The 13,293-nt window shown below is 70.6% G+C and carries 9 protein-coding genes; all 9 read left to right on the forward strand.

Going from position 1 to position 13,293, the window contains the following annotated elements:
* The first annotated feature begins 12 nt into the window (after window positions 1–12).
* The 9 genes from ACFVS8_RS09175 (at window position 13) to ACFVS8_RS09215 (ending at window position 13,281) form a co-directional block, all read left to right on the forward strand.
* The gene (locus tag ACFVS8_RS09175; protein ID WP_387060582.1) at window positions 13–978 is read left to right on the forward strand and encodes a LysR substrate-binding domain-containing protein; all 966 of its coding nucleotides are present in this window, start codon (window positions 13–15) and stop codon (window positions 976–978) included.
* A gap of 171 nt (window positions 979–1,149) precedes the next feature.
* Window positions 1,150–2,793 (forward strand): LVIVD repeat-containing protein, encoded by a 1,644-nt coding sequence (locus ACFVS8_RS09180; RefSeq protein WP_387060589.1) that lies wholly within the window; start codon window positions 1,150–1,152, stop codon window positions 2,791–2,793.
* Between the two features lie 25 nt (window positions 2,794–2,818).
* Window positions 2,819–4,447 (forward strand): DHA2 family efflux MFS transporter permease subunit, encoded by a 1,629-nt coding sequence (locus ACFVS8_RS09185; RefSeq protein WP_387060592.1) that lies wholly within the window; start codon window positions 2,819–2,821, stop codon window positions 4,445–4,447.
* 86 nt (window positions 4,448–4,533) lie between these two features.
* A complete protein-coding gene (locus ACFVS8_RS09190) occupies window positions 4,534–5,658 on the forward strand; it encodes an ABC transporter ATP-binding protein (RefSeq protein ID WP_387060595.1) in 1,125 nt (374 codons plus the stop codon).
* Between the two features lie 190 nt (window positions 5,659–5,848).
* Window positions 5,849–6,991 carry a hypothetical protein gene (locus tag ACFVS8_RS09195; RefSeq protein WP_387060598.1) on the forward strand — a complete coding sequence of 381 codons (1,143 nt, stop codon included), beginning with the start codon at window positions 5,849–5,851 and terminating at the stop codon, window positions 6,989–6,991.
* Window positions 6,992–6,994: 3 nt separating this feature from the next.
* On the forward strand, window positions 6,995–8,884 hold the full coding sequence (locus tag ACFVS8_RS09200) for an ABC transporter permease (RefSeq protein ID WP_387060601.1): 1,890 nt from the start codon (window positions 6,995–6,997) through the stop codon (window positions 8,882–8,884).
* Between the two features lie 133 nt (window positions 8,885–9,017).
* Window positions 9,018–10,376 (forward strand): 4-aminobutyrate--2-oxoglutarate transaminase, encoded by a 1,359-nt coding sequence (gene gabT, locus ACFVS8_RS09205; RefSeq protein ID WP_387060604.1) that lies wholly within the window; start codon window positions 9,018–9,020, stop codon window positions 10,374–10,376.
* Window positions 10,373–11,692: a Glu/Leu/Phe/Val dehydrogenase gene (locus tag ACFVS8_RS09210; protein ID WP_387060607.1), complete on the forward strand. Its 1,320-nt coding sequence runs from the start codon at window positions 10,373–10,375 to the stop codon at window positions 11,690–11,692. Before gabT ends, ACFVS8_RS09210 begins: the two co-directional genes overlap by 4 nt.
* 119 nt (window positions 11,693–11,811) lie before the next feature.
* Window positions 11,812–13,281: an NAD-dependent succinate-semialdehyde dehydrogenase gene (locus ACFVS8_RS09215; protein ID WP_387060610.1), complete on the forward strand. Its 1,470-nt coding sequence runs from the start codon at window positions 11,812–11,814 to the stop codon at window positions 13,279–13,281.
* The last annotated feature ends 12 nt before the right edge of the window (window positions 13,282–13,293 follow it).

Raw genomic sequence — 13,293 nt, forward strand, 5'->3', positions numbered from 1 at the left:
TAGTTCCGAGCCATGGCCACCGATCGACTCCTCGACGGACGACTGAAGATCCGTCATCTCGTGCTCATCACGGCGATCGCCGACGAGGGCACGCTCGTCCGCGCCGCCGAGTCGCTGCACATCACGCAGCCCGTCGTCACCCGCGGACTCCGGGAGGTCGAGGACATCCTGGGCGTGCCGCTCTTCGAACGACTGCCGCGCGGCGTCGTGCCGACGCCGTACGGCCGGCCCTTCATCGAGCGCGCCAGGTCGGTGCTCGCCGAGCTCCGCACCGCGGGCGAGGAGGTCAGGCTGCTGCAGACCGGCCGGCTCGGCACGGTCACGGTCGGCACGCACCTCGCCGGCTCGAACCTGCTGCTGCCGCGGGCGATCGCCGGCCTCAAGGCCGAGTTCCCGCGGCTCACGGTGGTCGTGCGCGAGGGCACTCCCGACATGCTCCAGCAGCTGCTGCTCGCGGGCGACCTCGACTTCACCGTCGGCCGGCTCTCGCCCGCGGTGCCCGTGCGCCTCGAGCAGGAGCGCCTGCACCTGGAGCCCATCCGGCTCGTCGCACGCGAGGGCCATCCAGTGCACGACGGGCACGGCACGTCGCTCGCCGACCTCATCGCGTACCCTTGGATCTTCCCGGTCGCCCAGACGGCGCTCCGCGACGAGCTCGAGGCGGTGTTCTTCCACGAGGGCCTGCCGCTGCCGGCCGACCGCGTCGAGTGCACGTCGATGCTGACCCTGCGCAACCTCCTCGTCTCGACCGACGTCATCGCGGCCCTGCCGATGTTCATCGCGGTCGACGACCGCGAGCTCCGCATCCTGCCGACCCCGCTCAGCTCGGTGCGGCGGGCGGTCGGCGTCACGAAGCTGAAGGACCGCGCACCCTCCGCGGCCGCGGCCGCCCTCCTCGGCCACCTGCGCGAGGAGGGCGCGCTGCTGGCGGCGCTCGAACGCGACTACGCGCACTCCGAGCCGCGCCCGCTCGGGTGAGCGGGCGCGGCCGCCCGCGCCGCGCCAGTCTGGGCGCCGCCTCCGAAGGTATGCCCGAACGGTCATAGCTCGGACCCGGAAAGTCATTGGACAGCATGCATCGGCCTCGCTGACGCTGGGGTGAACGACGCCCCCTGCGTCGAGACATCCACTGCCTGACCTGGAGGCGACATGGCCGGTTCTCCGTACGTACCCGACGCGAAGAAGTACCGCCCCGAGGACTTCGTGCGCGTGGCCGGCGAGCCGGCCGACCCCGATCCCGCGAGCTGGGGCATGCAGCCCGACGGCAGCTTCCTGCCGCCGGCGCACACCCCGTCGGTGCCGCGCGACGTGTTCGTCGATTGGCCCGGCCAGCTCGACTACCGCGACCCCGAGACCTACGCCCTGAACGCGAAGGCCGAGGCGTTCTACCCGATCGTCGTGAACACGAGCCACTCGTGGCAGTGCATCTACGACTGGGACGGCACTCGCTACATGCTGCACTACGGCGGCGGCAACCACTGGAAGCTCTACGACATCACCGACCCCCGCGACCTGAAGATCGTCGACGAGGAGCAGTGGGGCTGGGGCGACCCGCGCCCCCAGTTCGGCGCCACCACGGTGCAGTTCAACGAGAAGCTCGGCAAGCACCTCGCCATCCAGGCGAGCGAGACGCCGCGCTACTTCCTGAAGGGCCGCGTGGCCAACAAATGGATCGATGACACCGTCGAGGGCCAGCTCAAGGAGTGGGAGGGCCTGCGCGGCTTCCGCACGTTCGAGATGAACGGGCCGAGCCCGCGCGACTGGACCCTGATCAACGAGACCTCGACCGACCCGAACCACGGGCCCGACGAGATCCAGGAGGGCAACGGCGTGCTCGACCTGCCCGTCTATTACGGCGACAAGTACCTCTTCGTCGCGACCGCGCCCGACAACACATTCACCAACCAGCCCTACAAGACCACCCTCTGGACCGCCGGCCACGCCGCCTACGACGTCTCCGACCCGACCAGGCCCGAGCTGCTCTCGACCTGGTGGGTCCCAGGCTCGCGCGCCGGTGAGGAGGCCGACTCGGAGTACCTCGCGAACAACGACCGGTGGAACAACAACACCTCGTGGTTCGGCTCGCGCATGGGCGTGTTCATGCCCCGCTCGGTCGAGTCCGGCTCCCGTTACGCGTATGCGGCGCAGGGCGGCCAGGGATTCTTCGTGCTGGATGTCTCCGACCCGTCGAACATCCACCACGTCGGATGGTGCGAGCTGCCGTCGAGCGTCGCCGGCACCGAGGGCGACAACGTCGACACGACGCAGGTCGAGGAGACCGGCTACGTCTACGTGTCGGGTTACCCGATGAACACCGACTGCTACGAGCCCGCCAAGGAGATCTACCAGATCGACGTGAGCGACCCGACGCAGCCGAAGCTCGTGCGCACGCTGCCCCGCCCGGTGCCGCCCGCAGAGGCGAAGTTCACCGACTGGGCCCAGCGCCGAGGTTCGTTCGGCCCGAAGCGCTCCGGCTACTTCACGAACACCGGAACCCCGCACGGCGGCGTGATCCCCTATGCGTTCTACGCGGCGGGCCTGCAGATCTTCGACGTGCGCGACCCCGAGAACCCACAGGTGGGCGCGTACTTCGTGCCGCCCATGGGCCTGAAGGACGACGACGACCTCGCCGCCCCGGTGCACGGCATCTTCGTCGAGTGGGACCGCAACCTCATCTGGCTGTTCGCGAACCACGGCATCTACGCGGTCTCCACCCCGCTGCTCGGCGAGCCCGTCGTCGGCCTCCCGGGCGGCGAAAGTGCTCCGGATGCCGCGGCACCCGCAGCGGGCTGACCGGGCCACGAGACATCCGACGCCCATGAACCCCGCCGCGAACCAGACCGTGAACCGCACCAGCAGGCCCTGGCCCGCCCTCTGGGCGCTCGTCATCGGGTTCTTCATGATCCTCGTCGACACGACCATCGTGTCGATCGCGAACCCGTCGATCATGGCCGACCTCGACACCGACCTCACCTCGGTGTTCTGGGTCACGAGCGCCTACCTGCTCGGCTACGCCGTGCCGCTGCTCATCACGGGCCGCCTGGGCGACCGCTTCGGACCGAAGCGCGTCTACCTCGCGGGGCTCGTGGTGTTCACGCTCGCGTCGCTCTGGTGCGGGCTGTCGGGGGAGATCACGATGCTCATCGCGGCGCGAGCCGTGCAGGGCGTCGGCGCGGCGCTCATGACGCCGCAGACGATGGCCGTGATCGCCCGCATCTTCCCGCCGAACCAGCGCGGCGCGGCGATGGGCCTGTGGGGCTCGGTCGCGGGCGTCGCGACGCTCGTCGGCCCGATCCTCGGCGGCGTGCTCGTGGACTCCCTCGGCTGGCAGTGGGTGTTCTTCGTGAACGTGCCGGTGGGCGTCGTCGCGTTCGTCGCGGCGTGGCGGCTCGTGCCCGACCTCGAGACGCACGCGCACCGCTTCGACTGGCTCGGCGTCGTGCTGAGCGCGATCGGCATGTTCCTCGTCGTGTTCGGCATCCAGGAGGGCGAGACCTACGACTGGGGCACGATCGTCGGCCCGATCACGGTCTGGGGCCTCATCGCCACGGGGCTCGTGGTGCTCGCCGGATTCGTCGTCTGGCAGGCCTTCAACCGCGCAGAGCCGCTGCTGCCGCTCGGACTGTTCCGCGACCGCAACTTCGCGCTGTCGAACGTCGCGATCTCGCTCGTGGGCCTCGCCATGACGGCCATGCCGCTGCCGCTCGCGTACTACTTCCAGGTGGCGCGCGGGCTGACCCCGACCCAGGCGGCGCTCATGTTCGTGCCGATGGCGGTCGTGTCCGGCCTGCTCTCGCCGCTCGTCGGCCGCTTCAGCGACCGCATCGACGCGAAGTGGGTCGCGCTCGCCGGCCTCTCGCTGTCGGCCGTCGCGCTGGCCGGCTACGCCGCGCTGCTGCATCCGGATGTCGCGTACTGGGCGCTGCTGCTGCCCTCGGCGGTGCTCGGGCTCGGCATCTCGGGCGTCTTCGCGCCGCTCGCGTCGACCGCGACCCGCAACCTGCCGCCCGCGCGAGCCGGAGCCGGATCGGGCGTCTACACGATGACGAGGCAGGTCGGCTCGGTGCTCGGCTCGGCCGCGATCGCCGCGCTCATGAGCTTCACGCTCGCGGTGCAGCTGCCGGGCGCCGATGCGGGTTCGGCCGCGCCCGGCACGGGGGAGCCGCTGCCCGTCGACCTCGCCGAGGGCTTCTCGACGGCCATGGGCCAGTCGCTGTGGCTCGCCGTCGTCGGCTTCTCGGTCTGCGCGGTCGTCGTCGCGTGCTTCGCCAGGGCGAGGGTCACCGTCGCGTGGGGCGAGAGCGCGCCGGCCGACGGCGCCCGGGCCGGGAGTGCCCCGGGCGTCTCGACCGAACGTGCTCCTGCCGCGGGTGCGCCGGCCGGGAGTGCTCCGGCCGGGAGTGCTCCGGCCGAGAGTGCCCGGTCGACCTCGGCCGCCGAGTCCTGATGAGCGTCCGAGCGCCTGCCCCCGGCATCCGGAACCACCGTCTGGATCCTGAATACAGAAACCGTCACAGAGAGTTGGACACCGACATGACTTCAGCACGCGGCGGAGGCCGCCTCGTGGTCGACGGCCTCGAGAAGCACTACGAGCTCGACGGCACCGAGGTGCCCGTGGTGAAGGGCGTGACCTTCACCATCGAGCCCGGCACGTTCACCTCGCTGCTCGGTCCGTCGGGCTGCGGCAAGACCACGACCCTGCGCTGCGTGGCCGGGCTCGAGAACAGCAACGGCGGCGAGATCTCGCTCGACGGCCAGGTGCTCTCGACCGGGAGCCGGCACGTTCCGCCCGACCAGCGCGACGTCGGCATGGTCTTCCAGAACTACGCGATCTGGCCGCACATGACCGTGTTCGCCAACGCGGTGTTCCCGCTCCAGGTGTCGGCGGGCAAGCTGCCCAAGAAGGAGGCGAGGCAGCGGGCCATGGAGGCGCTCGAGCTCGTGCAGCTCGACGGGTACGCCGACCGGCCGGCGACCGCGCTCTCGGGCGGGCAGCAGCAGCGGCTCGCGCTCGCCAGGGCGCTCGCCCACCGGCCGCGCCTGCTGCTGCTCGACGAGCCGCTCTCGAACCTCGACGCGAAGCTGCGCGACACCATGCGCAACGAGCTGCGCTCGCTGCAGCAGCGCCTCGGCATCACGGCCCTGTACGTCACGCACGACCAGTCGGAGGCGCTGTCGATGTCGGACCGCGTCGCCGTGATGAACCAGGGCCGCATCGTGCAGGAGGCCACCCCGCGCGACCTCTACTTCAAGCCCGCCGACCGGTTCGTCGCCGACTTCGTCGGACGCGTGAACATGATCCCGGCGGTCGTGCGCGACCGCACCGCCGACGGCGACGCGGTCGTCGAGGCGCTCGGCGCCCGGCTGGTCACGCCGTGCCCGGCCGAGACCGCGACGGGCGCCGACGTCACGGTGACGTTCCGCCCCGAGAGCGTGCGCTGGCACGAGACCGCGCCCGACCGGCCCAACGTGCTGCCGGCGCGGGTCGTGCGGGTCGAGTTCCTCGGCGAGATCGTCGAGTTCGAGGTCGAGGTGCTGCACGGCGAGACCGTGGTCGGCACGCTCGTCGCCCGCGGAGCCCCGCTGAACTCGCCCGCGAACGGCAGCACCGTCTTCGTCGAGCTCGCCCCGCACGCCTGCCGCGTGCTCGCGGCCTAGCCCGCCGGCGCGACACCGTCCGCACTCCGCAACTGCAACTGCAACTGCAACCGCAACACCCGCAACACCTGAACCACCGACCACCCGCAACACCGACCACCCGGCACCACCGGCACGACCCCAAGCAAGAGCGCCACCGAGAAAGGAAACCCGGATCATGAAATCACCCACAGCACGGAACGGAATCGGAATGGTGGCCCTCGCGGCCGCGGGCATGCTGCTGCTCAGCTCGTGCAGCTCCGAGGGATCGGCCGCCTCAGGCGCCATCGAGCCCACGGGCGCACCGGTCGAGCTCGCCGCCTGCGACGCGGTCGAGGTCGGCGCGGTCACCCGCTGCGAGAACTTCTACGACGACTTCTGGCCGGTTATCTCCGAGCAGATGGACGCCCTCTACGAGACGGCGAAGCAGACCGACGGCGGCCGCGTGGTCATCTGGGACTGGTACGAGCTCTCGCCCGACGTGATCGCCGAGTTCAACTCGGTCTACCCCGACCTGAAGATCGAGACGCGCGGCCTCACGTACAACCTCTCGTCGGCCATCATCTCGGCCAAGGCGACCGGCTCGCGCAACACCGACGTCATCTCGGGCTCGCTCGTCTCGGCGGCGACCATGACCGACGAGGGCTACTGGGCCGACGTCGACTGGACGAAGTTCGGCGTGCCGGAGGAGTTCTTCACGATCGGCGCCCCCGAGATGCTGCCCGACAGCGTCAACGGCTCGCTCATGCAGGTCAACACCGACAAGATCGAGGCGCCGACGACGCTCGAGGGCCTCCTCGACCCGAAGTACGCGGGCAAGGTCTCGGTCGCGAGCTACAACGCCAACGTCTTCGCCGGGTACGGCATGGACCAGGGCGAAGACGCCATGGCCGGACTCATCGGCGACCTCAAGTCGTCGGGCAACCTCCAGGTGCTCGAAGACCAGGACTCGCCCCTCTCGAGCGGCGACGTGCCGATCGCGCTGGGCCAGACGCTCTTCAACCCGAACCCGAGCCTGACGGTCTCGCCGTATGAGGACGCCGGCGTGTTCGCCCAGTTCTCGGGCGTCAACGTCGACGCGAAGAACCCGGCCGGCGGCATGCTCTGGTCGCTCTGGAACGCCTACAACCCCGACTGGCTCGAGCTGCGCATGACCGACGAGCGGTTCTCGACGACGCAGGTGCCCTACCCCGGCCTGCCGACCTCGCTGTTCGACTCGGCCACCGGCCTCATGGAGACGAACGCCGACGCCCTCCTCGAGGGGCTGCAGGGCGGCGCGATCACCGAGACCGTCGACACCCGCGATGACTGGATCGCGATGATCAACGCCGCCGACGCGGCACTGAACGGATAGCACGTGTCTCAGGCAGGACGGACCACGAAGGTCGAGCGCACTCGGCCGACCTCGATGAAGATCGCGACGATCATCGCGGGAGCGGTGATCTTCCTCCTCCTCGCGATCCCGCTGGTCGTACAGGTGATCACGGCCTTCCGTGGTCCGTTCCTGCCGTTCGGCGTCTCGACCGCGAAGTGGTCGGTCGAGAACTTCGTCACGCTGTGGAGTCTGCGCGACGACTTCTGGGCGGTGCTCGGATCGACCGCGGTGTTCGTCGGCGGATCGACGGTGCTCTCGCTCGCGATGGCCTTCGGGCTCGCGTGGGTGACCGTGCGCACCGACGCCCCGTTCCGGCGGGTGATCTCGGTGCTCGTCGTGGTGCCGTTCATCATCCCGCCCATCGTCAAGGCCCAGGCGTACCTGCTGATGCTCTCGCCCGAGTCGGGCGTGCTGAACCAGCTGCTCCGGATGCTGCCGGGCGACCTCGTGATCGATCCGTACTCGTTCGCGACGATGACCGTCATCCAGTCGCTCACGAACGTGACCTTCCCGTACCTCATGATCGTGCCCATTCTCACGAGCATGGACGGCTCCCTCGAGGAGTCCGCGCGCGTCTCGGGCGCCTCGTGGGCGCAGACCCTTCGTCGCGTGACCCTGCCGATGCTGTGGCCGGGCTTGCTCGGGGTCACCGTGCTGACGTTCATCCTCGGCCTCGGCAGCCTCGAGGTGCCGCTGCTGTTCGGCCAGGAGTCGGGCAAGTCGATCTTCGCCCTGAAGCTCTGGACGCTGATCAGCGCGGGCGCCGGGGAGCTGCCGCAGTACGGCCTGGCGGCGGCCTGGGGCTGCGTGTTCCTCGTGATCACGACAATCGCGTTCGTGGTCTACCTGCGGGCGACGCGCAACGCCGAGCGCCGGGCGTCGATCTCGGGCAAGGGCTTCCGCCCGACCACCATGAAGCTCGGGGCGTGGAAGATCCCGGTCATGATCGCGATCGCCGTGTTCGTGCTGCTCACCGCGATCCTGCCGCTGTTCGCCCTGTTCTGGTCGGCGATCACGCCCTACCCGATCGCGTTCTCGTTCGACGCGCTCGCCACGCAGACGCAGTTCGGCTCGTTCGGGGCGGTGCTCGCCGACCCCGAGTTCTGGGCCTCGCTCGGGCGCACGCTGCTCATCGCGGGCGGCAGCGCGACGATCGCCTGCGTCGCGGCGACCGTGCTCGCCTACGGCATCGCACGGGCCAGGCGCTCGGGCTTCACGAAGGCCGTCGACCTGTTCGCCTCGTCGTCGGTCGCCATCCCGGCGGTCATCGCCGGCTTCGCGATGTTCCTCACGTTCATGGTCATCAACCCGGTGATCCCGCTCGCGGGCACGATCGCCGCGCTCGTCATCGCCTACGCCTACCGCGTCTCGATCGCCTACCGCTCGGGCTACAGCGCGACGCTGCAGATCCGCATGGAGCTCGAGGAGGCCGCGCTCGTGAGCGGCGCGAGCCCGCTCGAGGGGTTCCGGCGCATCGTGGCGCCGCTGCTCATGCCGACCGTGTTCGCCGTGTGGATCCAGATGTTCATCCTCGGCACGAACGAGTTCACCCTTCCGGCGTTCCTCGCCACCCCCGAGTCGCGCCCGCTGTCGGTGTACATGTACGCCATGATCAGCCCGCGGTCGGCGCAGCTCTACGCGCCCGACCAGGGGGCGGCCATGGCGCTCATCTTCACGCTGCTCGTCTTCGCGATCGGCTACGGCCTGCAGTGGGCGGTGTCGTTGCGCGCCATCGGTCGCGCCAGGCGCCGGGCCCGCATCCCCGGCACCGAGGCGCCGCCGGCCGTGCTGCAGGAGGCCCAGGCCGCCCCCGACACGCGCGCGGTCGCGGCGCAGGAGCTCGATGACCGGAGGGCGTTGGCGAAGCGGTGAACCCCGCTCGGCGGTGTTGTACGCGGCGTCGAGAAAACGGGCTCCGAGTGTACGACGGGGCGGTGCGACATCCGGATGTCGCGACCTAGCATTGGGCGCACCGCCACCGTCGTCACCTGAACAGGAGCCCGTCATGACCATCGTCGACACCACGGCCACCGTCACCGGAGGACCGACGCTCCCGCAGGAGCGCCGCCTCGTCACCGCCATCCCGGGCCCGCGCTCGCAGGAGCTCATGGCCCGCAAGGCCGCGGCCGTCGCCTCGGGCGTCGGCACCACCATCCCGATCGCCGTCGTCGCCGGCGGCGGCGGAGTGCTCGTCGACGCCGACGGCAACTCCATCATCGACCTCGGCTCGGGCATCGCCGTCACGGGCGTCGGCAACGCCAACCCGCGCGTCGTCGAGGCCGTCACCGCGCAGCTGAACGCCTTCACGCACACGTGCTTCACCGTCGCGCCGTACGACTCCTACGTCGACGTGGCCGAGAAGCTCAACGAGCTCACGCCCGGCGACCACGCCAAGCGCTCCGCCCTCTTCAACTCCGGCGCCGAAGCCGTCGAGAACGCGGTCAAGATCGCCCGCGCGTACACGAAGAAGCAGGCCGTCGTCGCGTTCGACCACGCCTACCACGGCCGCACCAACCTCACCATGGGCCTCACCGCGAAGAACATCCCCTACAAGAACGGCTTCGGCCCGTTCGCGCCCGAGGTGTACCGCGTGCCGCTCAGCTACCCCTTCCGCGACGGCGGGCTCTCGGGCGCGGATGCCGCGGCCAAGGCCATCTCGCAGATCGAGAAGCAGATCGGCGCCGAGAACCTCGCCGCCATGATCATCGAGCCCATCCAGGGCGAGGGCGGCTTCATCGTGCCCGCCGCCGGCTACCTCCCGGCGCTCGTCGAGTGGTGCCGCGCGAACGACGTCGTGTTCATCGCCGACGAGGTGCAGACCGGATTCGGCCGCACCGGCGCCTGGTTCGCCAGCGACCACGAGGGCATCGTGCCCGACCTCATCACGACGGCCAAGGGCATCGCGGGCGGCCTGCCGCTCAGCGCCGTCACCGGCCGCGCCGAGATCATGGACGCAGCCGGCCCCGGCGGCCTCGGCGGCACCTACACCGGCAACCCGATGGCCTGCGCCGCCGCGCTCGCCTCGATCGAGTCGTACGAGGAAGACGGGCTCATCGAGCGCGCCAAGCAGATCGGCACCGTGCTCATCGGCCGCCTGAACGCCCTGCGCACCACCGACGCCCGCATCGGCGACGTCCGCGGACGCGGCGCCATGGTCGCCATCGAGCTCGTCGACCCCGCCACCGGGGCGCCCGACGCCGCGCTCACCGGCAAGGTCAACGCGTACGCCCACTCGCAGGGCGTGCTCGTGCTCACCTGCGGAACGTACGGCAACGTGATCCGCTTCCTCCCCCCGCTCACCATCTCGGACGACCTCCTCATCGAGGGCCTGCAGGTCGTCGCAGAAGGGCTCAAGAACGCATGACCGACCTGCTCGCGGCGACGACGACGTCGACCGCATCCGCCGGCGCGCCCGCATCCGGGACCGTCGCCGACCACATCGCCACCCCGCTGACCGACGCGCGCGCCCAGCTCGCCGAGGCCGTCGCCCTGCTCGGGTACACCGACGGCCTGCACCGCATGCTCGCCACCCCGCGTCGTGAGCTCACGGTCGCCGTGCCGCTGCGCATGGACTCCGGCGAGAGCCGCCTGTACGTGGGCCACCGCGTGCAGCACAACTTCTCGCGCGGCCCGGCCAAGGGCGGCCTGCGCTACGCGCCGAACGTCAACATCGACGAGGTGCGGGCGCTCGCCATGTGGATGACCTGGAAGTGCGCCCTGCTCGACGTGCCGTACGGCGGCGCCAAGGGCGGCATCGCGATCGACCCCCGCGAGCACTCCAAGGCCGAGCTCGAGCGCGTGACCCGTCGCTACACGAGCGAGATCCTGCCGATCATCGGCCCGGAGCGCGACATCCCCGCGCCCGACATCGGAACCGACGAGCAGACCATGGCCTGGATGATGGACACCTACTCCGTCGCCAGCGGCTACACGGTGCCCGGCATCGTGACCGGCAAGCCCATCGCGCTCGGCGGTTCACTGGGTCGCGCCTCGGCGACCAGCCGGGGCGTGACCCACATCGCGCTCGCCGCGCTGCGCCACGCCGGCATCGAGCCTGGCCGGGCGACCGCGGCGGTGCAGGGCTTCGGCAAGGTGGGCGCCGACGCGGCGCGCTTCCTCTCCGAGGCGGGCGTGCGCGTGACCGGCGTCAGCGACCAGTACGGCGCCGTGTTCAACGCGGCGGGCCTCGACATCGAGGCGCTCTCCGACCACGTGCGGGCCGGAGGCTCGGTCGTCGGTTTCGCCGGTTCCGAGCCCATCGAGGGCTCCGACCTGCTCGAGCTCGACGTCGACCTGCTCGTGCCGGCCGCCGTCGAGGGCGTGCTCCACGAGTCCAACGCCGGCGACGTGCGCGCCCGCGTCATCGTCGAGGGCGCCAACGGCCCGACGACCCCCGCGGCCGACGCGATCCTGCGCGAGCGCGGCATCCTCGTCGTTCCCGACATCCTCGCGAACGCCGGCGGCGTGATCGTGTCGTACTTCGAATGGGTGCAGGCGAACCAGGCCTACTGGTGGCGCGCCGACGAGGTCGAGTCCAGACTGGAGGAGCGGATGCTCAACGCGTGGCAGCACGTGCTGGGGTACGCCGAGACCAGGGGGCTCTCGCTTCGCACCGCCGCGACGGCGCTGGCCGTCGAGCGCGTGGCGGATGCGCACCGCCTCCGGGGCCTCTACCCCTGATCCGTCCGGATGACTCCCCGAGTCGCCCGGATGGCACCGCATCCGGGCGACTCGGGGCCCGCACCACCACTCCTGCACCACCAGTCCGAACCGCACGAACCATCGAACGGAAGTCACACATGACGAACGCAACGCTCGAAACGACCGTCCTCGACGCCGTCGAGACCCGCCTCTTCATCGGCGGCGAGTGGGTCGAGGCCGAGGGTGGCCGCACGCTCGCGGTGCAGGACCCCGCGACCGGCGACACGATCAAGGAGATCGCCGACGCGTCGCCCGCCGACGGCATCCGCGCCCTCGACGCCGCCGTCGCCGCGCAGGACGCCTGGGCGGCGACCGCGCCCCGCGTGCGCGGCGAGCTGCTGCGCAAGGCGTTCGACCTGCTGCAGGAGCGCAAGGAGGAGTTCGCACTCCTCATGACCATCGAGATGGGCAAGCCGCTCGCCGAGGCCCGCGGCGAGGTCGTCTACGGCGGCGAGTTCCTGCGCTGGTTCAGCGAGGAGGCCGTGCGCATCTCCGGCCGCTACGGGCTGAACCCCGAGGGCACCGGCCGCATGATCGTCTCGCAGCGCCCCGTCGGCCCCTCGTTCTTCATCACCCCGTGGAACTTCCCGCTCGCGATGGCGACCCGCAAGATCGCGCCCGCGCTCGCCGCCGGCTGCACGGTCGTCATCAAGCCCCCGGCACTCACGCCGCTCACGACCATCGCGTTCGTGCAGCTGCTCGAGGAGGTCGGCCTGCCCAAGGGCGTCGTGAACGTCATCGCGACGTCCACGTCGTCGGCCGTCTCGGGCCCGATCATCGAGGACCCGCGCCTGCGCAAGCTCAGCTTCACCGGCTCGACCGGCGTCGGCCGCGCCCTCATGAAGCAGGCCGCCACCGGCATCCTCCGCACGAGCATGGAGCTCGGCGGCAACGCGCCGTTCGTCATCTTCGAGGACGCCGACCTCGACAAGGCCGTCGACGGCGCCATGCTCGCCAAGTTCCGCAACATCGGCCAGGCCTGCACGGCCGCCAACCGGTTCATCGTGCACGAGTCCGTCGCCGCCGAGTTCTCGAAGCGCGTCGCCGCACGCGTCGCCGGCTTCTCGGTCGGCCGCGGCACCGAGGAGGGCGTCACCATCGGCCCCCTCATCGACGACAAGGCCGTCGTCTCGACCGACGAGCTCGTGCAGGACGCCGTGTCGAAGGGCGCGACGATCCTCACCGGCGGCACCGTCATCGACGGCGCGGGCACGTTCTACGCGCCGACCGTGCTCGGCGACGTCTCGGCCGACGCGCGCCTGCTCAAGGAGGAGATCTTCGGGCCGGTGCTCGGCATCACCACCTTCTCGACCGAAGACGAGGCCGTGCGCCTCGCCAACGACACCGAGTACGGCCTCATCTCGTACGTCTTCACGCAGGACCTCGCGCGCGGCCACCGCATGATCGAGCGCCTCGCCACGGGCATGATGGGGCTCAACACCGGCCTCGTCTCGAACGCCGCCGCACCGTTCGGCGGCGTGAAGCAGTCGGGCATCGGCCGCGAAGGCGGGCTCGAGGGCATCCACGAGTACCTCGACACGAAGTACACGCTCGTCCCGGTGGACTGAGCGCGTCGAGCG

This window comes from Agromyces sp. NPDC058110 (genome assembly GCF_042884735.1).
Classification (GTDB): Bacteria; Actinomycetota; Actinomycetes; order Actinomycetales; family Microbacteriaceae; genus Agromyces.

Bases quoted from the DNA above. Each gene is read 5' to 3' on its own strand.
- ACFVS8_RS09175 (WP_387060582.1), top strand. From the start codon at position 13: ATGGCCACCGATCGACTCCTCGACGGACGACTGAAGATCCGTCATCTC.
- ACFVS8_RS09180 (WP_387060589.1), top strand. From the start codon at position 1,150: ATGGCCGGTTCTCCGTACGTACCCGACGCGAAGAAGTACCGCCCCGAG.
- ACFVS8_RS09185 (WP_387060592.1), top strand. From the start codon at position 2,819: ATGAACCCCGCCGCGAACCAGACCGTGAACCGCACCAGCAGGCCCTGG.
- ACFVS8_RS09190 (WP_387060595.1), top strand. From the start codon at position 4,534: ATGACTTCAGCACGCGGCGGAGGCCGCCTCGTGGTCGACGGCCTCGAG.
- ACFVS8_RS09195 (WP_387060598.1), top strand. From the start codon at position 5,849: ATGGTGGCCCTCGCGGCCGCGGGCATGCTGCTGCTCAGCTCGTGCAGC.
- gabT (WP_387060604.1), top strand. From the start codon at position 9,018: ATGACCATCGTCGACACCACGGCCACCGTCACCGGAGGACCGACGCTC.
- ACFVS8_RS09210 (WP_387060607.1), top strand. From the start codon at position 10,373: ATGACCGACCTGCTCGCGGCGACGACGACGTCGACCGCATCCGCCGGC.
- ACFVS8_RS09215 (WP_387060610.1), top strand. From the start codon at position 11,812: ATGACGAACGCAACGCTCGAAACGACCGTCCTCGACGCCGTCGAGACC.